The sequence below is a fragment of the Desulfobulbaceae bacterium genome (assembly GCA_015231515.1).
Classification (GTDB): Bacteria; Desulfobacterota; Desulfobulbia; order Desulfobulbales; family VMSU01; genus JADGBM01.
In genome coordinates this window covers 1-25,168 of record JADGBM010000025.1, presented here as the reverse complement: position 1 = coordinate 25,168, position 25,168 = coordinate 1, and the positions used below count along the sequence as shown (strand labels likewise).

The 25,168-nt window shown below is 44.6% G+C and carries 22 protein-coding genes; 12 read left to right on the top strand and 10 right to left on the bottom strand.

Annotated elements, in window-relative coordinates:
- Window positions 1-17: 17 nt before the first annotated feature.
- The gene (locus tag HQK80_06190; GenBank protein ID MBF0221804.1) at window positions 18-1,778 is read right to left on the bottom strand and encodes a DUF342 domain-containing protein; all 1,761 of its coding nucleotides are present in this window, start codon (window positions 1,776-1,778) and stop codon (window positions 18-20) included.
- A 425-nt stretch (window positions 1,779-2,203) separates the two neighbouring features.
- On the opposite strand from HQK80_06190, the gene HQK80_06185 reads away from it, so the two are divergent.
- Together HQK80_06185 and HQK80_06180 are read left to right on the top strand one after the other, a co-directional pair.
- On the top strand, window positions 2,204-2,881 hold the full coding sequence (locus HQK80_06185; GenBank protein ID MBF0221803.1) for a PilZ domain-containing protein: 678 nt from the start codon (window positions 2,204-2,206) through the stop codon (window positions 2,879-2,881).
- 91 nt (window positions 2,882-2,972) lie between these two features.
- A complete protein-coding gene (locus HQK80_06180) occupies window positions 2,973-3,236 on the top strand; it encodes a type II toxin-antitoxin system HicB family antitoxin (protein ID MBF0221802.1) in 264 nt (87 codons plus the stop codon).
- Between the two features lie 159 nt (window positions 3,237-3,395).
- Here the strand turns inward: HQK80_06180 and HQK80_06175 are convergent, their stop codons facing one another.
- Together HQK80_06175 and HQK80_06170 are read right to left on the bottom strand one after the other, a co-directional pair.
- Window positions 3,396-3,824, bottom strand: a complete 429-nt coding sequence (locus tag HQK80_06175; protein ID MBF0221801.1) for a DUF2914 domain-containing protein — start codon at window positions 3,822-3,824, stop codon at window positions 3,396-3,398.
- A gap of 23 nt (window positions 3,825-3,847) precedes the next feature.
- A complete protein-coding gene (locus HQK80_06170; GenBank protein MBF0221800.1) occupies window positions 3,848-5,029 on the bottom strand; it encodes an LptF/LptG family permease in 1,182 nt (393 codons plus the stop codon).
- Between the two features lie 268 nt (window positions 5,030-5,297).
- Between HQK80_06170 and HQK80_06165 the strand changes: the two genes are divergently transcribed.
- The 3 genes from HQK80_06165 to corA all read left to right on the top strand — a co-directional run bounded on the left by HQK80_06165 (window position 5,298) and on the right by corA (window position 7,522).
- Complete coding sequence (locus tag HQK80_06165) at window positions 5,298-5,768, top strand: hypothetical protein (protein MBF0221799.1); 471 nt, start codon at window positions 5,298-5,300, stop codon at window positions 5,766-5,768.
- Between the two features lie 125 nt (window positions 5,769-5,893).
- A complete protein-coding gene (locus tag HQK80_06160) occupies window positions 5,894-6,274 on the top strand; it encodes a diacylglycerol kinase (GenBank protein MBF0221798.1) in 381 nt (126 codons plus the stop codon).
- A gap of 183 nt (window positions 6,275-6,457) precedes the next feature.
- Window positions 6,458-7,522: a magnesium/cobalt transporter CorA gene (gene corA / locus HQK80_06155; protein ID MBF0221797.1), complete on the top strand. Its 1,065-nt coding sequence runs from the start codon at window positions 6,458-6,460 to the stop codon at window positions 7,520-7,522.
- A 17-nt stretch (window positions 7,523-7,539) separates the two neighbouring features.
- Here the strand turns inward: corA and HQK80_06150 are convergent, their stop codons facing one another.
- Entirely contained in the window at window positions 7,540-9,465 is a 1,926-nt protein-coding gene (locus HQK80_06150) for a PAS domain-containing protein (protein ID MBF0221796.1), read from the bottom strand.
- The gene (locus HQK80_06145; protein MBF0221795.1) at window positions 9,455-11,038 is read right to left on the bottom strand and encodes a hypothetical protein; all 1,584 of its coding nucleotides are present in this window, start codon (window positions 11,036-11,038) and stop codon (window positions 9,455-9,457) included. Before HQK80_06145 ends, HQK80_06150 begins: the two co-directional genes overlap by 11 nt.
- A gap of 327 nt (window positions 11,039-11,365) precedes the next feature.
- On the opposite strand from HQK80_06145, the gene HQK80_06140 reads away from it, so the two are divergent.
- From HQK80_06140 to HQK80_06110, 7 genes are all read left to right on the top strand, one after another.
- On the top strand, window positions 11,366-11,923 hold the full coding sequence (locus HQK80_06140) for a hypothetical protein (protein MBF0221794.1): 558 nt from the start codon (window positions 11,366-11,368) through the stop codon (window positions 11,921-11,923).
- Between the two features lie 290 nt (window positions 11,924-12,213).
- Window positions 12,214-14,301, top strand: coding sequence for an elongation factor G (locus tag HQK80_06135; GenBank protein MBF0221793.1), 2,088 nt, complete (start codon window positions 12,214-12,216; stop codon window positions 14,299-14,301).
- A 53-nt stretch (window positions 14,302-14,354) separates the two neighbouring features.
- Window positions 14,355-15,074 carry a hypothetical protein gene (locus tag HQK80_06130; GenBank protein ID MBF0221792.1) on the top strand — a complete coding sequence of 240 codons (720 nt, stop codon included), beginning with the start codon at window positions 14,355-14,357 and terminating at the stop codon, window positions 15,072-15,074.
- Window positions 15,075-15,254: 180 nt separating this feature from the next.
- Window positions 15,255-16,022 carry a phosphoribosylformimino-5-aminoimidazole carboxamide ribotide isomerase gene (gene hisA / locus HQK80_06125; GenBank protein MBF0221791.1) on the top strand — a complete coding sequence of 256 codons (768 nt, stop codon included), beginning with the start codon at window positions 15,255-15,257 and terminating at the stop codon, window positions 16,020-16,022.
- Between the two features lie 254 nt (window positions 16,023-16,276).
- Entirely contained in the window at window positions 16,277-17,149 is an 873-nt protein-coding gene (locus tag HQK80_06120; protein ID MBF0221790.1) for an HDOD domain-containing protein, read from the top strand.
- Window positions 17,150-17,151: 2 nt separating this feature from the next.
- Entirely contained in the window at window positions 17,152-18,069 is a 918-nt protein-coding gene (locus HQK80_06115) for an MBL fold metallo-hydrolase (protein ID MBF0221789.1), read from the top strand.
- Between the two features lie 95 nt (window positions 18,070-18,164).
- A complete protein-coding gene (locus HQK80_06110) occupies window positions 18,165-18,590 on the top strand; it encodes a hypothetical protein (GenBank protein MBF0221788.1) in 426 nt (141 codons plus the stop codon).
- Here HQK80_06110 and HQK80_06105 read toward each other — a convergent pair.
- The 5 genes from HQK80_06105 to HQK80_06085 all read right to left on the bottom strand — a co-directional run.
- Window positions 18,587-19,504: a phosphate/phosphite/phosphonate ABC transporter substrate-binding protein gene (locus HQK80_06105; GenBank protein ID MBF0221787.1), complete on the bottom strand. Its 918-nt coding sequence runs from the start codon at window positions 19,502-19,504 to the stop codon at window positions 18,587-18,589. The two genes, HQK80_06110 and HQK80_06105, sit on opposite strands and share 4 nt — an antisense overlap.
- 81 nt (window positions 19,505-19,585) lie before the next feature.
- A complete protein-coding gene (locus HQK80_06100) occupies window positions 19,586-20,185 on the bottom strand; it encodes a hypothetical protein (protein ID MBF0221786.1) in 600 nt (199 codons plus the stop codon).
- Window positions 20,186-20,404: 219 nt separating this feature from the next.
- Window positions 20,405-21,763 carry an adenylosuccinate lyase gene (gene purB, locus HQK80_06095; GenBank protein ID MBF0221785.1) on the bottom strand — a complete coding sequence of 453 codons (1,359 nt, stop codon included), beginning with the start codon at window positions 21,761-21,763 and terminating at the stop codon, window positions 20,405-20,407.
- A gap of 752 nt (window positions 21,764-22,515) precedes the next feature.
- A complete protein-coding gene (locus tag HQK80_06090) occupies window positions 22,516-23,910 on the bottom strand; it encodes an adenylosuccinate lyase family protein (protein MBF0221784.1) in 1,395 nt (464 codons plus the stop codon).
- Between the two features lie 243 nt (window positions 23,911-24,153).
- The coding region (locus tag HQK80_06085; GenBank protein MBF0221783.1) for a Glu/Leu/Phe/Val dehydrogenase at window positions 24,154-25,168 on the bottom strand (1,015 nt) is incomplete at its 5' end.

The window sequence follows — 25,168 nt, the reverse complement described above, 5'->3', positions numbered from 1 at the left end:
AATTGATTCAGATGTTGCTAAAAAGATGAATCAAAAACCAGGACGCCGTCGCTTATTCCAGTTTCAGAGTTTAGCTCGTAGCTGACTTGAAAGGAAGCTTCGGGGATGGTACTGGAGTTTATAAGAAGCCCATGGCGGCCGCATTGGACAAAAACTTCACTGGTATTTGATAAGAACTTGGGGGTTTCGAATTGGGCTCTGAGGAATTCAGCCTCTTGTCGTAACCCATCCATTAGACTGTCGGTTGCTTCAACTATGCGAAGCATTTTGCAGCGTTTGTGAAGATTGCTTTGCAGGGTTTGTAAGGGAGCAATGAGTGCCTCAACTTTAGGGAGTATGGAATCTGCCGCTTGCTGGTCACCTATGTAATTACTTAGTGAATAACATTGGTTGATTAATTTTGGGCTAAGGGGGCGATTCATGATATGAAGAATCGTTTCAAGCTCCTCGTTAATCTGATTTAACTGTTCTCGGCACTCTGCTGTGGCGGATGGAATGCCTTGGACGATAAAAACCTTAAGCTGGCGAAAATTAAATAGAACAGATTCGCCAATTTTCTTGATTTCAGTAAAGCTATTTTTCAGAGACTTGGTAGCCTCATCATGTTCCTGTATAATCTTCTGTTCCTGGTCGAAAAGTTCCTGGCCCAAAATGACCTTTGTGCGACCTGAGAAGTTACAGGTGTTTGCTTGGAAGTCTCTTGTGCGGACAGTCAAGGAGAGGCAGTCTGCCCCTTTATCTAAAACAACTTGTTCTAAACCAATTAACTCAGAGTCATTCGAGGCACGTTTCAAGGTGACAACTCGTCCTTGTGCCTTGGCTTTGATAGAAGTACCTATTACGACTTGATCTTCGGCGAGAACCTGGCTCCCAGCGTTGATGACATTGATTTTGACATCCTTAGCAATGATTTTCTGGCCCTCAAAAGTGCCTGATACGCTCACGTATCCTTTGCTTTTAAGACTAAAGGCTCCTCGGACATCGCCTTTAACCACGATGTTAATCGCACCGCAGCCAAGATCTTCATCGCTCAGATCACCAACGCTATAATCAATATCTCCATTGATAGTAATGGTATCTTTTATGGCAAGTTGATTTAGTGTTTTGGGGTCGTTATTCAGGAGCGTTTTAAACGCTGCAATTCCTGATTTTTTGGCATAAAGGTAAGTTTTGGATGGGTCTGATTCGTCGTTTTGTCGTTTGATGGTGTTTTCGTCAATCTTTAAGGTCAGAGGCCGGCCTGAGTTAGGCTTTATAACTTTCCCCTGGGCTGAAGTGCCAGGTCTGCCTGCCGTATGATCATAAATTGTTGCAAGCAGCTGGTCTTGTTGCGCTGTAGGAAAAGTGTTAAGTTTTTTAAGGTTGCTATTGCCATGTGAGTCTTCAGCGCCGGCCTGTTTCTGCCAATTAAAATGCAGTTCTGAGAAACCATCTTTACCATGAGCTGGCAGGGCTCCGGTAATCGTGACCGTACTAAATTCATTATTTAGTAAGATAGATACCGTTCTGGGGAGTGGCCCTTCGGGAGAATCTTCTTCACTAAACTCTACATCCAGACCGTTTCTGACATTAGCCATCTCCACGGCAGGAAAATGTAATCTAAACGCTTTGAGAAAAAGATACTGTAACGCTAGAGCTAAGAGCTCATTGTCGACCTGGCCTCTTTGCGGCAGGTTCAGGTGCGCATTTAACTTCTGGTCGCTGTCAAAAGATAAGGACGCATAAATCGCCTTACTTATGTCAACTATCTCGATATCTTCAGATTTTTTTTCGTTCATATCAACACCTAAAAAGTAAGGAAAATGCAATCAACATGAGAGCAAACGATTCCCGGAGTAAGCTTTTCTCTCTTAGGCGAGCCTTTTTTTCGCAATACGTTCTATTAATTCGGAATTTACAGTTTAATTTGCTTAGGAAGCTGCGGGGATCAAACCCAAATAAGGTTACATTTCGCTTTTAATATCCGCAAAATGAAATATGGTATGTATATACCATATTGTCAAGGTTTACAGAAGGCAGAAGGGTTTTTGGCTATATTTAAAAAAATATGAACAAATACGTTTATCACGTATGCTCCACCATTTTCAATTAACAGCTTTCCTGGAGAGAATGTCACTTGCTTTATGTGAAATTAATTTCGTAGTATGGACGAGTGTGTTAATGAAAATTTGTTTAGTGGTATAAAAATTAGGAGATAGTGGTTGTGGGATCTGTCGGTCTTGAAGAAATTGAAAATATAAAAAATGAAATTGACTCTATGGTAAAAGAAAAAGTTCAACTGTTGTGCGCTCGCAGGGGACTGAAAACTGAGTGCCGGTTGTCCGTTAAAACAACATCCAAGAGTGGAGCAACAGAAATTCTTATCGTAAATCACCCTCATGAACCAACCTGCTCAGCATCAAAATGCACTTTTTATTATCATCGAGAGGGTCAACCACTCAGGTGTTTTGAATGTGAAAGATTAAAAAAAGTAAAAACCTATATAGGTTACAAGTTCCCTACAAACATTGTTAACGTACATCGGCGTTGTTCTCCAAGAGTTGCAACTCCAAGGTCTTCGGTAACATTTTCCCTCCAAAAAAGACAACGAATCTTTATTGGGAAAATTGGAGATATTTCAATGGAAGGAGCTAAGGTTTCAGGGACATTTAATGTTCAAATATCCAAAGGCGATATTGTGATGCCTTTTACAATGACGCTATTAGGTAAAGATGTGACCTCAAAAGAAACAACAATTAATGTGCCAGAAGCTACTGTTATATGGACGAAACAAGGAGAAGAATCAATGTCTGTTTTTGGAGTTAATTTTGACTTGAGCCAAAAAGATTCAAAGGTTTTATCGGACTATATTGATATGCGCTCCATTGAAGAGTTAAGTTAGCTTGTGCTCTTTGTCTGCTTTTTCTTATGTGACGTGGTCAAGATATGAATTTCTGCGACACTTATGATGTCATACTGCTAATCTTAAAAATATCTGCCCTAGTAAACGTGATACCGTTGGATTCCATGGCGAGTCCGTTAGTGAGCTGAAAGATGCTTTTCAAGAGACTGTTGATTTCTATCTTGTGAGTTGCGAAAAAGCGGGAAGAGAGCCAAATCAGCCGTTTTCTGGCAAGTTCGTGGTGCGTGTTGAGTCTTCTTTGCATGCAGAACTTGCTGCAGCAGCCGTTCAGGCCGGAAAAAGCCTTAATAAGTGGGTCGCTGATACTTTGTCTCAGGTTGTGCATGGGCACTAATAGGCCCCATTTTGCATGATTATGTCGCCGATTTAACAATACTGGTACATAAGCATTCCTGGGGTCAGAGGTCTTGGGAAATAAGAAAGTGATATTGCAAGATATGGTACCATTCCCGTGGTACCATTCCCGTTATCGGCACACCGTGGTTATTGGAAATCATTCAACGGTGAAATCTAAAGATCCATACGATTTCCTGTGCGTGTCCATAATCTCTACTCTCCATGCCCCGCGCTGACCTACTATATTTTTACTTGAAAATGTCCGCCATCGGGCTCCCTGCTTAAGCACTAAGTCAACTCGGGCTGACTCCTTGCCTTCATGAGACCAGAGCATAACAATTGGGGTTCGTTCGACAATATTTCTCGCTTCAAGAAAGCAGAATACTTTCATTGTTTTACTGGAAAAGGTGCTGCCTGGTCGAACAGGCTCATGATCTTCAACAGCCTCGGCAACCACGAGGCGTGCGATGCTAAAGCCCTCAGTGTCAGGTATTTCATCGGCCTGTGCGAATGAATAAGGAAACAGCGCCAGCCCGATAAGCGCTAGCACAAAGAAAACGTTACACTTGAGGTTTTGCATAATCATTTTAAATTCCTCCGCACGGGTTGTTAAGGTGTTGCCTCTTTTTTTCTACCAATAAGCCTGTGGGAAATGGCGATAACTGGATTCATCATGGTATGCCACTTCTCGCTGGCGGTAATGTAAAGAATGGCCAATGTCAATGTGCCAAAGACTGCATTGGGTGTCCACATGAGTATGGCCACAGGTATTGACGAACTGTCGCACATACCTTTTGCCGCGGTCACAGTTACATAATACAGAATAAAAAAACCTAACCCAAGAGGTATGCCGATGTTGCGTGATCCTGCGCGGCTTTTAAACGCAATTGGCAGACCTAACAAACTCAAAATAAAACAGCCAACAGACAAAACCAGCCTCAGGTGGTATTCAACGAGAAAACTTATTCCCCTCGGGGTTTTGCGGCCATATTGGTCGGCATGCTGTAAAAGTTCTGTCTGGTTGAGGTCGTTTTTGGTAACGACAGAACTTGACATGTCGCCAATGGCTTTTGGTGGTTCTAGTGGAAGGTTGGTTGTATAGTGCTTAAAGGCGATTATCTGGGTTGATTCATCGATGGAGCGATACATGCTGCCATCCGCAAGGTCAAGGGTCATGACCATTTGATCAAGGCGGGAAGATAACGAGCCCTCTTTGGCTAAAACTGTAATCGGGTTGTTGGTGTCGCGAAGATCTGAAATATACACTCCACTCCACTTTTTGGTGTCTTTGTCAACACTATCTGCGTATAGAACCAGGCTGCCGGTGTTTTCGCTGAAACGTTTTTCCTGAATAATTCCTTTTTCAATTTTTTTGGTAACAAGTTTTAAAAAAAGACCCTTCATTGAGACCGAGCCGGCCGGGATAAGCCTTGTGGAGACAAAAAATGTTAGCAGTGAGGCACACAATCCAAAAACAACAATTGGTGCCAGTAGTCTGTACAGGCTTATGCCTGCAGCTTTGAGAGCAAGTATTTCGTTGTCATTGTTCATGCGGGAGAAGGCGATGATTACTGCCATAGTACTGGCCATCGGAATTGAAAACGGGAGTAAGTTGGGAAGAAGGTAGGCGCAGAGCCGAATGAAATCGGCAAAGCCAATATTGAAACTGAAAATCAGGTCGATAACCTGCATAAGCCGGCCGGTGAATAGAATACCGTTAAGAACAATCAGGCTGCCGAAGAAGGGCGCCAGTATCTCGGATGCGATATATGAGTAGAGCACTAATGGCATTGGTTAAGTTCGTCCCGGTTGTCAGATGGGTCAGCGTTGTATCAAGATATCAATTTTAAAAAGGTGAATTAAAATACTTCCTGAGGGCGTTTCTTGCCACTACAATCGTATTCCAGCCTTTCAAATTCAATGCTTTCTATCGGCAGTTTCAGGCAAAACAGATATTCATTGCCCTTCTTAATTGTCGGTATATAAAATTTGGGGTATCTTAGAGCTTTAGAAGCTAAATCCTTTAGCTTCTCTGTGGAAGGGACTTAATAGGTGGAACATGGCAACGGAACAGGATAAAAACGAAAAAATTAATAGCGAACTTGATGATATTCTCAAAGCATTGTCTTGGGCTAATTTGAAAACTATCATTCAGGATGTCGATTTGGGGAAATTTATTCCCGTTGGTGGTATCAGACTTAATGAAAAGAACAAGAGATTCTTTGTCCCGGCTCTGAAGAAAAAGTGTCTCGTTGATGAAGAGGTTCTCTCATATGTTTTTGCCACATGGTTTAACGCCCAAAAAAGATATTATGACTGCCTTAAGCCGTTTTTTCAGTCTTCGGAGCATGCGGAACTGTTAACGGAGCGCGGTGTCGACAGTTCAAAGTATGTCGTGAATGATGAGTATTTCGAAAAATTTATTGGTGTTATCAAGATTGCTGATGTCGATAAATTTTTGATAGTCAGCCCGATGTGCTTCACCTCTCCACAGAAAGATCGGTTGGAGCAATTAAAAAATAAACAGTGATGGTTGAAGGCTGTCATTGAAATTGTGTTGAAATTGTTGCAAGCAAGTTCCGGGTTATCATGCCGCTTTGGCAACGGAACATATAACGCTTTAAAAAAAACAGTAACGAGTAAGAATGTTAACCGATGGATTGTAAACCAAAAGCGAAAACCGGCATCCACAGGGTATGGGCTGCCTTTTTTTATTCTCTTAGCGGCTTACGTACCGCTTTTTTCGGTGAAGCCGCTTTCCGCCAGGAGGCGGTTCTGACAGCTATATCGTTGGTTGTCTTGTGCCTTTTACCACTCTCCCCCCTGTGGAAAGGGCTCATTTTTTTTGCGACCGCATCTGTTCTTGTGGTCGAACTATTGAATTCGGCGATTGAGGCTGTTGTTGACTTGGCCTCTCCGGAATATCATGTTCTTGCCAAACAGGCCAAAGATATTGGCAGTGCTGCGGTGTTTGTAAGTATAGCCATCGCTATGACCTTGTGGGTTAGTGCTATAGTTACAATTTTTCTTTCTTGACCTCATGGACAGCTACCCAGACATGAGTTCACCGGCAAATTCGTTCCGAACGACTAGAGCAGCTGCCGATGAGGTTGTCACCTGGCTAGCTTGAAAGCAGTTTGAAAAGGCTTAAACCAGCGGCTGTTTGATCAGCGTATATACAGAATTTTTGATTTAGTTGTAAAACACAGGGGAGATATTGTGGCCAGATTCATAAAGAACAAAGATGTGTCAATCGGGCAAGTTCCCGGCGAATTAGTGTTTGTCGGTGAACAGAAAGTAGATCATGTCTCCATCCGTTTGATAGATTATGACAAAGAACATCTGTCTGAGATGGCTCTTTATGACATCCAAGAGGGGGTTGCTTACAAGGAGACAGCGTCTGTTACCTGGATCAATGTGCACGGCCTGCATGACTCTGAGCCCATCAGTGCTATTGGTAAAGGGTTTGGGCTTCACCCCCTGGTTCTTGAAGATATTCTCAATACAGGGCAGCGTCCGAAAATGGAAGAGTATGACGACTATCTGTTTTTTGTAATCAAGATGATGCGCTATGACTCGGAGGAAGGACTGATACGTAGTGAACAGTTGAGTATGATTCTGGGGAAAACATTTCTTCTCACCTTTCAAGAGAGGCCGGGAGATGTCTTTGAGCCGGTGCGGGAACGAATCCGTAGACAGAAAGGAAGGATTCGAGGTGTTGGGAATGACTATTTAGCGTATGCCTTGCTGGATACGATTGTCGACAACTATATCTTCATTGTTGAACGATTGGGGGAACAGATTGAAGACATAGAGGACGAAATACTTGATAACCCAAGCAATGAGATCCTCGGCAAGATAAACACCTACAAACGAGAGGTGAACTATCTGCGAAAATCTATTCGACCGGCCAGGGAGTTTCTTCTGCAGTTGAGCCGGCTTGACTCAAACCTTATCCATGAGCAGACAGTGCCTTTTTTGAAAGATCTTCTTGATCTGTCGACTCAATCGGTCGAGGTTGTTGACACCTACAGGGAGATGCTTTCAGATCACCTGAATATCTATAACACCAGAGTCGGCAACCATCTTAATGAGATAATGAAAGTTCTGACGATTTTTTCAGCCATCTTTATCCCCCTGTCCTTTATCGCTGGAGTTTATGGAACGAATTTTGAGTATCTCCCTGAACTGCGTTTCCGTTATAGTTATTTTATCTTTTGGGGCGTCATGATTACCGTGGCCCTGGTAATGGTCAGGTTTTTTAAGAGAAGAAACTGGCTTTAACCATCCTGTTTTAGGGCTTATTGGGGAGAAGAATCGAGAGTTTTTCTGACAGCGTGGGCAAGCTCTTCTCGAGAAACAGGTTTCACGAGAAGCTTGCGGATACCGGCATTACTTGCTTTCTGTTCATCGATAAGATTGCTGAAACCGGTGCACAAAATAATGGGAATATCGGGACGAATAGCAAGTATTTTACTGGATAACTCAAGTCCTGTCATGGTCGGCATAGTCATGTCGGTAATGATGAGGTCAAATGCCTTTGGGGCGGAGGAGAACAGTTCTAAGGTTTTTTCGCAGCTCGTTATGGCAGAAACCTGATAGCCAAGCCCCTTAAGTGTCTCTTTCTCAAGATTGACAATTTGCTCTTCGTCATCAACAACAAGGATATGCTCGTTTCCTCGGGGCAGATCAGTCGACCCTTGTTTGTTTTGCCTTGTTGAAGGGGGGGCTGTTTGAGGTATGTAGACATTAAAGGCGGTACCCTTGTTGGGTTCACTGTAGATAGTAATGCAACCGCCATAGCTCTGTATGATTCCATGAACAATAGCCAGGCCAAGACCAGTTCCTTCACCTTTTTTCTTGGTGGTAAAGTAGGGATCAAAAATCAGGCCCTGGATCTTTTTGTTTATGCCGTGGCCGGTGTCACCGACTGTCAGACAGACATATTGGCCGGAAGGTATCTTGAGTCCGATACTTTTGATGTCGCGGTCGTCAACAGTAACGTTCTTTAAACCTACAGAGAGAATGCCTCCGGTCTCGCGCATTGCATGGTAGGCGTTTGTGCACAGATTCATGATGATCTGATGGATTTGGGTCGGATCGGCAAGGACGGTTCCAGTCTGCGTCTCAATATTCTCTTTGAATTTAATTGTTGTCGGTATTGAAGCGCGCAGCATTTTCAGGGCTTCTTTAATGATACTGGTCAGTATAAGTGGTTTTAACTCACGGCCTTCTCTTCTGCTGAAGGAAAGTATCTGTTGCACCAGTTCTTTGGCCCTGGTGCTGGCAGAGATGATTTGATTCTGCATTTCCCATAACTTGCTGTCCTTTGGTAACTGTAACTGAACCAGCTCCGCATACCCATAAATAACGAAGAGAATATTGTTGAAATCATGGGCAATGCCTCCGGCCAGGGTGCCAATGGCTTCAAGCTTTTGGGCTTGCTGTAGTTGATTTGCCAGCAACTTTCTTTGTGTGATATCGCGAACAGTTTCAACTCCGGCAATTATGTTTCCCTGGGAATCTTTTATGGGACTTGCCGAAACTTCCATGAATATATCGCGACCATCAGGCGAGATGGAAGATGTTTCTCTTCTGTGGATCTGACCATCTCGGAAGCATTTTTCAATCAGGCAGCCGTCGCAGACTTCACTTTTGTTTTGATAGGCGTTATAGCAGAAATCGCCTTCGTGCGCGCCTTGACGCTGTTTTTGGACTGCATTTTGGTAGATGATTTTGAAATCTCTATCCTGGACAGTGAGGCCGTCACCTAGCGCTGAAATCACGGCTTCAAGTTTATTGCGCTCTTGGGTAAGGGTTTCTTTGTCTAGTTTCCTTTCGCTGATATCTTTATGTGTTCCGACAAGGAGCAGCGGCCTGCCATCCTTATCCCATTCGGTAATCTGCCCTCTATCAAGAATCCACTTCCAGTGGCCGTCCTTAGTGCGAAGTCTATACTCTGAGCTGTAGGTAGTCGATTTTCCGCTTAAGCAGGTGTTTAGTTTTTTAAGTGCTCTCGCTTTATCGTCTGGATGAACATTCGAGTTCCAGAACTCCATGGATGAGTTGACTTCATCAAGGCGATAACCAAGCATTTCTGCCCATTTTTTATCAACTGTGCCCTTGCCGCTCTGAATATTCATCTCCCACAAGCCAAGTCCACTGGCTTTAAGGGCGATCAGCAGTTTTTCAGGTTTGAGTAGATTTTTTGGAGTATCATTCGGCATGGGCTTGTCCTGTAGGTGCGTTCTGACAGCTGTTGAGGTCTTTCTGGACGATCTGGTCTTCGCTGGTACTGCCGATTGCCTTGAGAATCTTGTTGGTTTCCGATAAGAGAGCTTCCGGTACTGAATTTCCGGAGGGGGTTGTCGTTAACACGGCAATCCTGAGAGGGAGTTTAGTGATGTCGGAATTTCTATAAGAATCACGAAACGCCCTGAATTTATTGAGAATGTTGTCGGCAACACGTCGTGCTCCCTGGCGGTTTGTGTCTGAGAGAACAATCCCGTAAGAGTTATCTTCATATCCGGCCAGGTAATCCGTCGCCCTGTTCAAGGTGTCCCGCAGTACTTTTTCGATGTCAAGTATTGCACATTTCTCATAGTGTATCACATCTCGAAAATCCAAAATAATGATGGAGATTTGCTTGTTGTCACGCGCACATCGGGCCCACTCTTTTTGCAATATCTTGTCAAAGTAGGCGCGACTTGCCAATCCTGTGTAACGAGCCTCGGGGAGTTTTACCTTAAAACTGCCTTGGGTTATTTCAGGATAAAGTTTTTTGACGCAGTCTGGGCATATGCCATGACTGAATTTGGCCTCAGAGTGCTCCCTGATAAAGGATTCGATTTGTCGCCAGTATCCTTTGTCGTCGCGGATGTTTTTACACGAAGAACAGATGGGCAGCATACCGCTTAACTGTTTCACTTCAAATAGAGCGCTTTTTAGATCTGTTTCAGTCTGCGTGCGAATGAGTATTTCTTCATGTAATTGTCGGTTGGTGCAATCCAACTCAAGAAAAATAAGATCGAAGGGCTTATTAATTCCTGTCTTTACAATTGCCAGGTAAACCATGAAAAAAGAAAAAATCTTGAAGTAATGGCCAATAAGGTTAGAGAGGCCATAGTTGCTGATATAAAAAGTAAAAGCCAGCTCAGCGATAATGCTGAAAATAAGCGCCCAATAAAGGTAGCCCCGAATCGCCGGATCGAACTTGTTCTGGTTTTTGAATAGTAGAAAGAGATTGAGGGTCAGAATAATGCAAATACAATATTCACTGATTTTTTTGAAAGGTGTAAGTCCCTGGCCGACGACAAAGCATTCTGGAAATATCTTCCACACAAAAATGCTTGTGATTAGCAACGTTGTGGCAATTGTGAAAAATGCCACCAATACATAGGGCCGAATTTTTATTTCAGCAGTAAGAAAGTAAAATGCGACAAGGAGGGAGATGCTTTCCAGGTACCGAGCCCCGATCCATAGTTGATTGGCGTAGAAATCATAATCAGTAAAAATTGGCATGCCTTTATATGCAAGTGTGTGCAGGAGGTCGATGATTCCTATAAACAAATAGGCTATGCCGATAAAGAGTAAGTACTGATTTTTAATATAGGATCTTGAGTTCCAGGCAACGACAAAAACTGAAAAGGCAATAACAATACTGAAAATTTCGGCGAGACTATGGAAGAGGAGATAGTTGATGCGGCTGGTAAAATAAAGGCCAATAAGAACCCCAAGAGCGATGCCGCTGTCTAACAGTATTGCGGTTTTGTTGGTCTCCTGGAAAACAATTTTATTCATTCTGACTCAATGTTGCAGACGGGTAACTACTCAGGTTGTTTAGACAGTCAGACTGTGGGCTGTTAGGAAAAAACGAACCTGATGAAGGAACAGCCACTGCTCTTATCTCGTGTGTATAGGTTTAAAATGATTATCGAATGCCTGGCCCGGCAATGTCAAGCAGAAAGAGTGTGTTGGTGAGCCAAGTGTGGTTGAGTGATCGGGTGATAACAACTACCAAAATATTAACTTTACTTTTAGTACTCCTGTCGTTAATAAATTGAGAGTGCAATTGGTTTGGCGAGAATACGTTGAAGTGCAGATCATATATAAGACGAGGAGAGCATTATGGTGACTAAGGGCAAATGTACAGTGTTTACCAGCGGTTTAAGGGGAGCAGAGGCTGCTTTTGGAGAAGAAGCAGTTAAAAGAGGCATGCAGGAGTGTGTCTATACCTTTGCCGACCAGAAGGTTGACCGAGTCAACGCCCAATGTGTCAACGTGCTGGCTGCTGATGAGCTTGCCCGCGGTAATATAAGTATGGAAATCGTCTCGCAGATGATGAATCGTAAATATTATGGTTCGGAGAAAATTCGCAAAGTGCTCCAGGTGCTTTTTCATGTTGTTAACAGCGGTCATCAGGTGATTGTTGTCGGTAAAATTCTTGAGGATAATACCGTTAAGGGGGGCACCGGCTGGACAGTCGAATTGGCAAAACTCTTTAACCGGCCGTTGAGCGTCTTTGATCAAACTAGAGATAAATGGTTTGTTTGGGATAGTGGCACATGGATTGAAGGCATTCCTCAAATTAAGTTTGATACCCTGGCCTGTTCTGGAACCAGAAACTTGACTGAGAACGGGCGTAAGGCTATTGCGGATCTGTTTGATAGCGCTTTTGGCTCATAGGGCAGCAGACCCTAGAGCCCCCTTTTGAAAAGAGGGACCTCTGGGAATTTCGGTGCAGCGTAAAGGTGGAGACGGCTTTCGCCAAAAGGTGCAAAAGGTGGTGGCGTTCTTTGTCTTGACAAAGCGCTGGGAACCATGTAGATATAGCTGTTTTTCGATGCGTTATTAACGGTCGCAGGGTGATTGTTGTTTAGTACCACCCATGTAATGGCCGTTTTTTTTATTGTGCTATTCATTCAGACACTAGTAAATACAGAAGATTTGACTGTTACATGTAAAAGGAAGCAGAGATGAAAAAGGATCTAGAAAAAGTTCGAAATATTGGGATTAGTGCTCATATTGACTCGGGTAAGACAACCTTGACCGAGCGAGTGCTCTTTTATACAGATAAAATCCATGCTATTCACGAGGTTCGTGGTAAGGACGGTGTCGGTGCAACCATGGACTCTATGGAGTTGGAAAAAGAGCGTGGTATCACTATCCAGTCTGCGGCAACCTATTGTACTTGGAAGGGACATGACATCAACATTATTGATACCCCTGGTCATGTTGATTTTACCATTGAGGTTGAACGGGCGCTCCGAGTTCTGGATGGGGCGGTTCTGATTCTTTGCTCAGTTGGCGGTGTACAGTCACAGAGTATTACCGTTAACCGTCAGATGACGCGTTATAAGGTGCCACGTATTGTCTTTATTAACAAGTGTGACAGAACTGGCGCCAACCCACAGCGAGTTGCAGATCAGGTATGTGATAAACTTAAACTCAATGCAGTGTTTATGCAGCTTCCCATCGGGCTCGAGGCCAATCTTGAGGGTGTTATTGACCTGGTTACCATGAAGGCCATTTACTTTGAAGGTGATAACGGCGAAATTATCCGTGAAGCAGAGATTCCAGCTGCATTAGTTGCGAAGGCTGAGGAAAAGCGCGAGTTGATGCTTGACGCTGCCTCGATGTTTTCTGACGAACTTATGGAAGCTGTTCTTGAGGGAACGCCGACCGAAAAGATGATCATGGACGCTGTCCGAACTGGAACACTTTCGCTTGAGCTTGCCCCGGTCTTTATTGGCTCAGCCTATAAAAATAAGGGTGTGCAGGCTATGTTGGATGCTGTTGTTCGATATCTTCCGGCTCCGGCAGATATTGAAAATATCGCTCTTGATATTAATAATAATGAAGAGGAGGTCATACTTCAGAGCAACCCTGATGCCCCCCTTGTATGCCTGGCCTTCAAGCTTGAAGATGGGCGCTATGGCCAGTTGACCTATATCAGGACCTATCAGGGCACAATGCGTAAAGGTGATACCATTGTTAACAGTCGCACCGGTAAGAAGGTAAAGGTCGGTCGACTGGCTCGTATGCATTCTAATGAAATGGAAGATATTGATGTGGCGGGCCCCGGTGACATCGTGGCTCTTTTTGGTGTTGATTGTGCGTCAGGTGACACATTTACCTCTCCGGAGATTGATATGTCCATGAGCTCTATGCATGTCCCTGCCCCGGTTATTTCGCTGGCCATTAAGCCAATAGACAACAAGGCTCAGGGCAATATGTCCAAGGCCCTGAACCGTTTCACCAAAGAAGACCCTACCTTTAAGACCTTTGTTGATCATGAGACGGGTGATACAATTATTTCCGGTATGGGCGAGCTGCATCTGGAAGTGTATATTGAGCGTATGAAGCGTGAGTATGCCGCGGAAGTTCATGTAGGTGCTCCTCAGGTTGCCTATCGTGAAACAATTACTAAAATGGCTGAATTTAATTATACCCACAAGAAACAGACCGGAGGTTCGGGGCAATTTGGACGAGTTGGCGGCTATCTGGAGCCTTGTGAGGAGAAAGAGTACGAATTTGTGGATAAAATTGTCGGCGGTGTTATCCCCCGAGAGTTTATCTCTTCTTGTGACAAAGGTTTTAGCGCAAGTCTGGCCAAGGGTGCCTTGGCAGGCTTTCCGGTAACCAATGTACGCTGCGTAATTAACGATGGTGCCGCGCACTCTGTTGACTCCTCTGATATAGCGTTTCAGCTTGCGGCAAAAGGGGCGTTCAAGGAAGGTTACGGCAAGGCAGGTGCTGTACTCATGGAACCAATCATGAAGGTGGCAGTAGAAGGGCCGACTGAGTTCCAGGGCTCAGTTATGGGAAGTTTGAATCAGCGTCGCGGTATGATTATCGGAACCCTTGAAGAAAACGAATATACCGTTATTGAGGCGGAAGTGCCGCTTGCTGAGATGTTTGGCTACTCAACAGACTTACGCTCTATGACTCAGGGTAAAGCTGAGTTTACGATGGAATTTGCCGCCTATCGACAAGTTCCAAAATCTGTGTCTGAAGAAGTAATTGCCGCTGTAAAGAAAAAGGCAGATGAAGAAAAGAAATAGTAGGGTATCGGGGGAACCTGCATCCTTGAAAAAAATAAGTTAAGGAAGATATAATGTTGAAAAATGATCTGATAACGAAAAATCCACTAGGGGCCTTCAGTGCAGAGGTGAGCGGTAGTGATAGTAATATGCGCATGGGCCTGGTAATGGCTCGTGCCGGCCTGGGTAAAACCGCTATATTGGTGCAGATTGCCCTTGATAACATGCTTAAAGGCCGGCAGGTACTGCACGTAACCATAGGACAGAATATTCAGAAGACCAAGGCCTGGTATGATGATATCCTGGCGGATATAGCCTCTGGATGTGAGGATCAGAGACTTGCAGATCTTCAGTATGAAGTCATGCGTAATCGTATGATCATGACTTTTAATGAATCCTCCTTTAGCCGACCGAAACTTGAGGAACGTCTGAATGATCTTATATATCAAGATATCTTTCGTCCGAGCTGTATGGTTATTGATGGTCTTGATTTTGCTACTATTAATCGCCAGGCTATTGAAGATATGCGTGATCTACAGCAACAGGCTGGAATGAGCCTTTGGTTTTCAGCCCTGACCCACAGAGACAAAACTGAGGTTAGTGCAGAGGGGGTTCCGGTTCCTTGTAATGAGGTTGCCGATCTCTTTGAAACTGTCATCTTGCTAGAGGCTCAGTCTGAAGGTGATAGTAAAATATTTTTGAACGTCTTAAAAGATGCCACTGGTTGTGTAGAGCCCGGCAAGTCGCTTCGTCTTGACCCAACCAGTATGGTAGTCTGGGGAACCACTTTTTAGTGCCTTGCAGAGTATATTCTTGCTTTTTTTTACAAGAAAATACTCTGCGAAAGGCACTTATCCCGTTCATCGGGGTTAGTATCTTGAATTTTCCAATAGTATACTCGAGTGGCCAAAAAAGATTCGTAACGGATCCTTTTTTGGCCATTTTTGTTTTAACATCTAAGGGATCTATCGATCATGAAATTTAGACCGTGTATAGACCTGCATGAAGGCCGTGTCAAGCAGATCGTCGGTTCAACCCTCGATGATGCTGCCTCAGAACTTACCACTAATTTTTCATCGGACAAGCCCTCGTCTTTTTATGCGGAGCTCTATCGTAACGATCGATTGACCGGTGGTCACATTATTAAATTAGGGGCTGGGTGTGATGAGGCCGCGGTTGTTGCCTTGAACGCCTATCCAGGCGGAATGCAGATAGGTGGCGGTATTACCGAAGAAAATGCAGCATATTGGCTCGATCAGGGGGCCAGTCAGGTGATTGTTACCTCATATGTTTTTAAGGACGGCCATGTTTATGAAGACAGGTTGCGCTCTTTGCTCAAACTTGTCGGTAAGGACCGATTGGTACTTGATTTGAGCTGTCGGAAAAAAGGTGATGCCTATTTTATTGTTACTGATCGTTGGCAAAAGTTTACAGAGGTGTCTATCTCGCCGGAATCGTTACGGTATTTCTCGGCATTTTGTTGTGAGTTTTTAATCCACGCTGTCGACGTTGAAGGTAAATGTGCAGGTATTGAGACAGATTTAACTCGTGATATAGGTGAATGGGTCACGATTCCCACAACCTATGCCGGCGGTGTAAAAAACAGTGACGACCTTGAGCAGGTGAAACTCCTTGGCAAGGGCAAGCTGGACGTGACTATCGGTAGTGCCCTGGATATTTTTGGCGGTTCCGGAATTACCTACCAGGAGGCTGTTGCCTTTAATCGCCTTCAGGGCCAATGATATTTAGCTTTTAGCTTTTAGCCTTTAGCGTTTAGTTGGTAGCTTATGGCTGAATGCTAATAGCAAAAACGGACAATATGCTGGAACAGTCACTGCCGATATCTCGTGTTTTTCTTTACTGAAGACTTTCAGTGAGAAACTAAAAAACTCTTTTACACAAGATGCTTTTCCATGATACCATCTTAACTGGTGTTGGTTATCAATCTTTATTAATTTTGCGCTCGGCTGGCAAGGGCTACAGAGTTATAACGGAAATGCAGGATCAAGAAGAGACAATCAAAGACTACATAGACCGCATGCCCAGTTTGTCAACGACCGTAACGAAGGTGCTTCAGGTTTGTAATACTCCGAATGCCGCTCCAAACGATCTGAACAGGGTTATTTCGCTCGATCCAGTTCTGACCGGGCAGGTCCTGAAAATGATTAACTCTGCCTATTATTCGCTGCCGAATCAAATTTCGTCGCTGACCAGAGCCATCATTATGCTTGGTCTCAATACAGTAAAGAATCTCGCCCTAAGTACGGCTATTATCGGCACATTAGGTAAACAGGAGTCCTTTAAGAGTTTGCCCATGGATGCCTTCTGGGCGCACTCGATCTGTGTAGGGGTTACGGCTAAGCTTCTAGCTGCCATGATAAATGTACCAACGGCTGAGAGAGAGGAATACTTTGTGGCTGGAATGCTTCATGATCTTGGCAAAATACCCCTTAATAACTGTTTTGCAGAAACCTATGTGCAGGCACTTCAGTTGGCGGATCTTGAACAGAGCGCCTTGTATCGCTCTGAAAAACTGATCGTTGGCATTGATCATGGAGCAGCTGGTTCGTTGATCGCTAAAAAATGGCAGTTGAACGATACTATTGTTGAAACGCTTTCCTTTCACCATTCTCCGGAACGAGCCTCAGAGAAAAACCGAAAAATTGTCGCTGCTGTGGCCTTGGCCAATCTCTATGCAAACATTTATGAGATTGGTTCGGCTGGTGACTTGTATTCAGAAAGTCAGCATCTGCTCAGTGTTCTTGAACTTATGGGGATGAAATGGGATGATCTAAGGGGGCTTGGTGTAACGGTTATGAGTGAAATAGAAAAGGCTCAGGTGTTTCTGCAAGGAGTTGAAAAGGGGTAACTATGAGGGTGAAATTCTGGGGTGTGCGCGGATCGATTCCTTGTCCTGGCCCTCAAACTACAGAGTATGGTGGTAATACGGCGTGCATAGAGCTGCGCTTTGATGAAATCGATCGTCTGATAATTATTGACGCCGGTTCCGGTATTCGGGAGCTGGGCAATTTTATAATGGCCAATGATTTGCCAAAAGGACCGATTGATATCGACCTATTCCTGTCCCATACGCATTGGGATCATATTATGGGGTTTCCGTTTTTTGTGCCCCTCTATCTGCCGACGACCACTGTCCGTGTTCATGGTCCGGTTACTCATGAAGCGGATACCCTGGAGAAGATTGTCGGCGGACAGATGACCTATCGTTACTTTCCGGTTCGTGATGCAGAGCTTGCCGCAAATCTTCAGTATTTTCATCTTAAAGAGGGCGAGTTTGACCTGGGCGATGGAATTAAACTCACTACTAAATATCTAAACCATCCAATCTTGTGCCTGGGGTATCGGTTTGAGTACAAGGGGAAATCGTTTTGTACTGCCTATGATACCGAGCCCTACACGAACATCTTTTGCAGTGACCCTGAAGATCCTTCTTATGATGAAGCGATGGCCGTTGAGGGGGAGTTGGTTGTAGCCGAGCAGAATAAGGTACTCCAAGATTTTGTGACGGGTGCCGATTTTCTGATATTTGATACCCAGTATACCCAGGAAGAGTATGAGGGGTCAAAGGTGGGCTGGGGGCATTCTCCAATGGAGTTTGCTGTGCAGCTGGCGGCACGCAGTCAAGTAAAGAAAATGGCCCTTTTCCACCACGAGCCAATGCGCACTGATAAGCAGCTTGATGCACTTACTGCAAAGCATTGTTCTCCCGGTAACGACGGTGGAACCGAGATCTTTTTTGCCAAAGAGGGAATGGAAATAATTCTGTAGTTATCTAAACCACTGTTCTGGCGAACCTCCTATTAATGCGCCACCTTCCACCTGCCGATACGTTATGTAGGGATTAACGAAAAGGTGGTGAGTCTATGGTTATTTATGAGGTTAAAGATACTGCGAAACTTTCACAGTCTAAAAAACCGCAACCCATTCGAAAGGATATCTTTCCACCGCTGCCTGTCGACAAATCAAAGGCGATCAGCCATTTGTATGGTCGTCAGTTGTTTGATGAGAGAAAGCGCGAGCGGAGGGATCCGGTAACGACAAGTCCTGCAGATGTAAGTGATGTCAAGCGTCTGGTGGAACTTGTCAACTTACGCTTGCAGCAAAATGGTTCGGATATCCATCTTGTATTGATTCAGGAAGAAGATACTCTGGTTCTCGATATATACGATTGTTCCGGTGGTGATAGATGCCGTGTTGTGCATGACATGGTTGTCGGAGTCGAGGAGTTGCAAAGCCTTTTTGCAAGGCTTCAAAAAGAAAGCGGTATTATTTTCGATCAAAAATTCTAGAATTTCTGGTAAGGCGGCATGTTGGTTCGTTTCGCAATGTCACGGACAATATCAAAATCAGAATCCTTACTGTCCTCAAATCCATCGACCAGAGCACGGTCAAGTACCTTGACCACTTCACCATTATATTCAACAGTTGTATCTTTGGTAATTGATATGATTACTTTCTTAAACTTTTGGGCCAGATCGTCGTCAACCTTTTGAGTAACTGCAAAGTTACAGTAGGGAATAGGGTCTGCCTTGGCGATTATTTTAAGATCATCAGCGGCAATTCGACCTTCGTTAACCATGTTTTCAACATCACCAATAGGTAGGGCGCCAGCGTCGTACTTTTCAAAAAGAACGCCGTAGACAACCTTTTCATGTTTAAAGGAACCTCGCGGAATTGTGTAAAAGGATAAGTCGTTTTCCGGGTCAAGGCTATTTTGCTGGAGCAGATCTATCTGGGCCATAAAGCCGGTCGGAGCCAGCGTTGGGCCGAAGATCATGGTCTTTCCCTTCAGGTCAGCAATAGAGTTTATTGTGTCGTTGTTTGTTCGAGCGATAATAACGCCTTGCGAATAGGAGCCAAGGGAGTCTTTTTTCTCGGTGGCAAGGATCTCAACACCATTAAACTGGTTCATTATGATGTATAAAAGCGAGTTAGTATGGGTAAAATGGAGGCTATCCAGCTCTTTTAAGAAATCGGTGGTGTCGATAGCCGCCATTTCGAAGTTGGCGTTAAGTTGCTGGCTTAAATATTCGGTGAAGGCGTGAAAACGATCATTGGTTTCATTTTCACTATTACAGATCATGTAGCCGATTTTATAGGTAGGCAGGCCTGAGCGGTCAACCTTCTTCGGGGTATCCGTATCAGCAGAGTTGCAAGAAGAGAGAAGCAGCGTTGCAAGTATAACTATAGCAAGTTTTTTCATGAAAACCGTCTTGAAAGATTGAAGATTAGAAGTATGCGCTAAGAAAAATATTCTTCAGGAATTTGACTATCAGGCCCAGGCCTATATGAATTTTTTCTTCCTGAGAAAATCTTTAGCGGCATTTTTGGGTTTTTCACCTGAGGAAACATCCTTGGCAAGATTCTGATAGGCCTTGTCAGTGATGGCCCCGGCAAGTTTGTTGAGAACACGGGGCAGGAGAGGGAAATTAGTTAACACATCCCTGCGAACAAGGGGGGCGCTGACCGAAATTGTGGTATCTCCTTTGCTGTTACCGTATCCAAAAGGGTTAAGCCAGATAACGTTGAGGTTTTTGTCATAATGTTCCTTGGCCACCAGATAATCCTGATCAGGATTATTAGTCCGATCTTTTTTTATAATAGCCAGTGCGTCGCTGGTATCTTCAACCAATATATCAACGCGCTCTTCCTCTACAGAGGAGCTCAGGGCGGCGTAGAGCTCATCATTGGTTTTAAAGTACCTGGTTTGTACGGTGGTTCCGGTGCGCTCGTTAATGAGCAGAGCGAGCATTTCAGACATAATAGTATCTTCTGTGCTACTAAGCGAACCTATGTAAAGAGTTCTGCCGACACAGGCAGAGGCGTAGGAGGTAAGGCTTAAAAATAGTAAAAGGACTAAAAGGGTAAAAATATTTTTTCTCATTGAAACTTCCTCTGTTTGTGACCTGCGAGCTCAAGGCATTGGCAGGTACTGGTACTATGGTTTAATTGTTGTAAAGTTGGTCATAGACTGACCACACTCTAAATACTATTCTTTGAAAAATGTACTATGAATATAAGCATTGTGATTTTAACCGCAAGGCCCTAAGCCATTGTCATAAAATAACCCGGACGTATCAGGGAGACTCTTAAGTTCTCAATTTTAAAGCTGCCTTGCTTTTTGGGTAAGCCGATCAATTAATTGAGCGGATTGTCCCACATGATTTTCGAGAAGTATAGCCTGCTCTAAATCAGATCTCGAGAAATTCCCACGTATCAGCTCATCCTTAAGTAAAATGTCGATTAACTCCTTGCCGCTGCTGCTGCACAGCTGAGAGGCCTTGTAAATTAATTCATGGGCGCATTGCTTGCCAATTTTCTCTCCAAGTAAAAACATAAGCGCTTCGGTTGAAATAAAGATGGCTGCCTGGTTCAGATTGTTCTTTATCTGCGCCTCATTTACAACAAGATTTTTAATAATCTTTTTCTGAAACTTCAGGGCGGCGCAGCAAAAGGTGATCGCTTCTGTCAGAGCGACCCACTCAAGGCGAACTGTTCGGTAGTCGCGTTCATGCTCACCGCATAACGTGTCGAAACCACTCATGGCATTTGCCTTAATGAGTTTTGACAAAACGACAACCTGTTCGCAAAGCTCAGGGTTTCGCTTGTGGGGCATTGTGCTGCTGCCGATCTGACCAGCGGTAAAAGGTTCAGCTAGTTCGCCGATCTCATTTTTAGCGAGCTGACATATCTCATTGGCAGAGCGGGCAAGTCCGCCGCTGATCAGAGCCAAAACGCTGATCAGCTCCGCGGTTCGGTCACGAGCACTGTGCCATGAACTGTCCGGCGCAGTCAGGCCCAGAGCGGCGGAGAAGTTTTCCAGTAATGTCTGGGCCTGTGCCGATAAAGCCGACATGGTACCAACCCCGCCAAAGAGCTGGCTGACCAAGACCCGCTGCTTGCACTGCTGTAGGCGTTGCTGATTGCGCATTGTTTCGTCTAGCCAGGTGGAGATTTTCAGGCCTAAAGTTGTGGGAAGCGCCTGCTGGCCGTGAGTGCGCCCTACACAGATAACATCACGATATTGTTTGGATTTGTCCGCAAGAAGCGAGATAAGTTCTGCTATATCTCTTTCCAGAAGGTCTATTGCTTCCTGTATCTCAAGAGATTGGGCGGTATCCTGTATGTCTTGGGTTGTAGCGCCGTAATGAATATATTGTCCGTCTTCACCGGAAATTCTCTGCCACTCATTAAGCAGAGGAATAAGTGAGTGTCCGGTTTTGGCAATATCGTCTTGGATTCTCTGGATATCGAACTTTTCCAGAGAGGCTGTCAGGGCGAGAGCTTTTGCGGCTTTCTTGGGAATGATGCCAAGCTCTGCCTGGCAGTTTGTCAGGCAGAGCTCAACATCAAGCCAGCGCTGCATTCTGCGCATATCACCGAAAATTTGGCGCGTCTCTTCAGTGCTGTAGCCGTCACGATAAAATCTGGAATCAATAATATGGCTGTAATGGTCAGTCATCGGTCTCTTAAGTATTCTGAGTCGTTGTTAGGACTTTTTAAAAAATGAAAGCGATATAATTTTTTTGCCACAGACCCACACAGACCCACACAAACAAAAAGAAAAAGCAGTTGTCCGTGTGTGTCAGTGTGTGTTCGTGGCTAATAATTTAAGCAGTTAATCTTTCCTGATTAGTGCTAATCTTCCGCAGCACACTAAAAGTCTTATTTCTGAAGCGCTTTTGACCCGGAACAAACTTAATGTCCTGCGGACGGGATTTAGATATTAAAGCAGCAACAAATATGAGTTAGTCTCAGACTTCACAAAATCCCCCTGAATCCCCTTTGCAGGGGGACTCAGGGGGATTTTTTATCTTATGTATAAATGAAAACTCCTTACTGTCCAATTATAACCGTCCGAAATCATTGATCACCGATAAAAAACCGCTGGAGATGTTGAGCTTGTTGAGGAAGATTAGCGCTAATCAGGAAACTTTATGTGATTACCCCTGACTTTCAGCTACTATTGTCATTCCCATAGCACTGCTGGCTAAAAAAAGAACTCAGAACTCAAATTTACGAAAGTTAGTTATTTTCTTTTTTCGTGTGTTTCTGTGTGGTTCCGTGGCTAATATTAAAGCAGTTTTTTCTGTGCTCGGTGGTGAAAGTAAATCGTTTTTTAAGCCCCAAGTTTGATGGTCTCGCAAAAAGCCGCTCGACATCCCCGGCTCGCTCTTTAACGAGTTGATTTCGTTAAGTGGCGCTGAACCTTTTTTAACTTTTTGCGAGTTTGTCAAGTTTAAGCGGATCCTGAGCTCGCTTTTTCTCAATATCCCTAATTGTAACATCAACAATTTCTGGCGCAAGGCCAATGTAGCGTTCCGGGCAATCAAACATCAATAAATCTTCAGGGCTGAAATGTGGTGCAAGATCTTTATGGGCAGCAATAAGTTCTTTTGTAGCTCGGCCACTCTGTTTGGACTCGACACTAAAATCATTAATGAGTTCAAGGGCCTTTGTCTTTCCAGTCACTGAGCTGATTTTGAAAAGCAGCCATTCTGAAAGAATAGAGTCCTTGTGCAGATGGATATTGCTTAGCATTCGGTCTGGAAAAACCTCAAGATTGGCAGTTATTTGCTTAAGGTAATTCAAGGCGGTTGCTGTGTATATCGAGATCTGCGGCACTGCAAGCCACTCGGCCCAGAGGGAGCGAGGGTCTCGCTCATTTTCATGGATCATACTCTCTTGAGTAATTTGAGCCAGGGCGCGGACATGGGTAGCGAGCACGGCAACTCTTTCGCACAAAACGGGGTTGCGTTTATGGGGCATGGTGCTGCTTCCTGCACTTTTACCGGCAGCTGATGGTTCACGCAGTTCAAGGATTTCGGTTTTGCCAAGTTGAAAAACTTCGTTTGCAATTTTACAGGCTGTAGCAGTTATCATGGAAAAGACGCCACAAGTTTCGGCGATATTGTCACGGGATGTGTGCCAAGGTAGGGCGCTTGAGGCTAGTCCAAGTTTGGCCATTGTTCTTTCTGATGTTTCAAGACCTTTATCACCCAGGGCTGCCATAGTGCCGACCGCACCGCTTAACTGACCACAAAGAACTCTGTGCGCTACCGATTTGAGGCGTTCGATATGTCGGCGCAACTCTGCGAGCCAGATTGAGACCTTTAGTCCAAAGGTGATAGGCATAGCCTGTTGACTATGTGTTCTGCCAATCATCGGGGTAAGCCGGTGCTCTTTTGCCAGGCGCAGAAGAGCATCTTCGATGGTCCGAAGATCTCGGTATGCCAAAGAGAGTGAATCTTTGATTTCGAGGATCAGGCAGGTGTCAAGCACATCCTGAGTAGTTGCGCCAAAGTGAACATAATCGCCATACTTCCCGCAGGCTTTACGCAGAACTTTCAGGACTGGAACCAGCGAATTTCTATTGGTCGTGTATTCCAGGGCAATTTGATTAATATCCAGAGACTCAAGCCGTGCATTTTTACAGATTGTGTCGGCGGCTTGTTGGGGAATAATGTTAAGCTCGGCCTGAGAACTGGCCAGAGCGGCCTCAAAGGAGAGCCAGCGGGAGAAGCGGGTTTGTTCATCAAAAATCAGGGCGCTTTCTTTGGTAGAGAAAACCAGCGATTGTATCGTAAAATCAATTGGATGTGATGGCATTTGACGTTGGCTCTGAGCTCTGGAGTAATGGAAATAAGCAAAATTCGTGTACAGTAATTATTTGATAAAAAATACGTATATACAGTCTGTTGTACTGTTTTTTTGTGGAGTTAAGTCGTTATATTTTTAATACATAATGCTCCATTGCATTACCCACATTAAAAATAAAAATACAACGGCTTTGCCGGGGCGATGACAACAAGCTAAGCCATTGTTCAAAATAAGAAATTGGTGTTGTTAACATTATGCCTTGGTCTGCATATATGGTTTATTTCTTAGAGGTACGATGGCGCTGTTGCATATTTCCAAAGCGGCAGCAGATGGAGTTACTGTTTGAGTCTGGGCGACAGAGAGAACCTTCATGGTCATCTCGGTCATGCTATGCTCTATGTAGGCAAGCACTTCCGCAGGCGTTGGTGGCGACTGTGGGCCAAAGAGCCCGTTCATAGACAATGAGCCTCCGCAGCCAGCCATAAAAGAGGGGAGGGCCAGAATTCCTTTTTTGAACAGGGCGTGCTCCCCTGAGGCATCGATAGCCAGATTTGCGCCTGGCACAATTGCCTTGGCTCGAATCTGGTGGGCATTCCTGGAAGTCACCACATTTTCAACCGCCGCTAAGATTAATATATCGCAGTCACTGGAGAGAACAGCCTCTTTATCTGTGCTGATTACGTCATGATCAGGAAACGACAGTTCTGGCAGAAGCGTGCCGCTATGGCTGAGCAGATAATCAAGTGGTAGATGGCGACCGGCCTTTGCAATGTAGCATTTTTGGGTGTCTGCAATTGCTCGTATGTTGACTCCTGCCTTTAATAGCCCAACTATAGTGGATTTGGCCAGATTGCCAAAACCCTGGACGGCGATTACGCTGTCTTTGGCTGGTAGGTTGAGGTATGTAAGGGTTGCTAATGCAGCCATGGCAACCCCGTATCCGGCCCTTACTTTACCAAGAGGCCAGGAGTCGATAGCAGGAGACTGGAGAATAGCGTATCTGTCGGTAAATGAAGCGATGTCCATTCCCTGTGTCTTGGCAATGGCGATTTTGACAGAAGGGATGTCGAGTTCATGGGCAATTGCTTCAAGCTCTTCCATGTCAGTATTGAGATCTGGTCCCATGGAGTATGATGTCGTGATGTAGGGCTTAATCGCCGCCATGAATTTTTTCATGGCTTGGCGCTTTCCTGGCGAATAGGGGTCGTAGTTGATGCCACACTTGGCACCATCAATGGGTAGATTGCAGAGGCGCATTTTCAGAGAC

Excerpts from the sequence above, each read along its gene's own strand:
- HQK80_06145 (MBF0221795.1), bottom strand. The coding sequence starts at position 11,038 with ATGAATAAAATTGTTTTCCAGGAGACCAACAAAACCGCAATACTGTTA.
- HQK80_06175 (MBF0221801.1), bottom strand. The coding sequence starts at position 3,824 with ATGATTATGCAAAACCTCAAGTGTAACGTTTTCTTTGTGCTAGCGCTT.
- HQK80_06120 (MBF0221790.1), top strand. The coding sequence starts at position 16,277 with ATGCAGGATCAAGAAGAGACAATCAAAGACTACATAGACCGCATGCCC.
- HQK80_06100 (MBF0221786.1), bottom strand. The coding sequence starts at position 20,185 with ATGAGAAAAAATATTTTTACCCTTTTAGTCCTTTTACTATTTTTAAGC.
- HQK80_06090 (MBF0221784.1), bottom strand. The coding sequence starts at position 23,910 with ATGCCATCACATCCAATTGATTTTACGATACAATCGCTGGTTTTCTCT.
- HQK80_06190 (MBF0221804.1), bottom strand. The coding sequence starts at position 1,778 with ATGAACGAAAAAAAATCTGAAGATATCGAGATAGTTGACATAAGTAAG.
- HQK80_06130 (MBF0221792.1), top strand. The coding sequence starts at position 14,355 with ATGTTGAAAAATGATCTGATAACGAAAAATCCACTAGGGGCCTTCAGT.
- HQK80_06150 (MBF0221796.1), bottom strand. The coding sequence starts at position 9,465 with ATGCCGAATGATACTCCAAAAAATCTACTCAAACCTGAAAAACTGCTG.
- HQK80_06135 (MBF0221793.1), top strand. The coding sequence starts at position 12,214 with ATGAAAAAGGATCTAGAAAAAGTTCGAAATATTGGGATTAGTGCTCAT.
- HQK80_06165 (MBF0221799.1), top strand. The coding sequence starts at position 5,298 with ATGGCAACGGAACAGGATAAAAACGAAAAAATTAATAGCGAACTTGAT.
- HQK80_06105 (MBF0221787.1), bottom strand. The coding sequence starts at position 19,504 with ATGAAAAAACTTGCTATAGTTATACTTGCAACGCTGCTTCTCTCTTCT.
- HQK80_06160 (MBF0221798.1), top strand. The coding sequence starts at position 5,894 with ATGGATTGTAAACCAAAAGCGAAAACCGGCATCCACAGGGTATGGGCT.
- purB (MBF0221785.1), bottom strand. The coding sequence starts at position 21,763 with ATGACTGACCATTACAGCCATATTATTGATTCCAGATTTTATCGTGAC.
- HQK80_06110 (MBF0221788.1), top strand. The coding sequence starts at position 18,165 with ATGGTTATTTATGAGGTTAAAGATACTGCGAAACTTTCACAGTCTAAA.
- HQK80_06115 (MBF0221789.1), top strand. The coding sequence starts at position 17,152 with ATGAGGGTGAAATTCTGGGGTGTGCGCGGATCGATTCCTTGTCCTGGC.
- HQK80_06140 (MBF0221794.1), top strand. The coding sequence starts at position 11,366 with ATGGTGACTAAGGGCAAATGTACAGTGTTTACCAGCGGTTTAAGGGGA.
- hisA (MBF0221791.1), top strand. The coding sequence starts at position 15,255 with ATGAAATTTAGACCGTGTATAGACCTGCATGAAGGCCGTGTCAAGCAG.
- HQK80_06170 (MBF0221800.1), bottom strand. The coding sequence starts at position 5,029 with ATGCCATTAGTGCTCTACTCATATATCGCATCCGAGATACTGGCGCCC.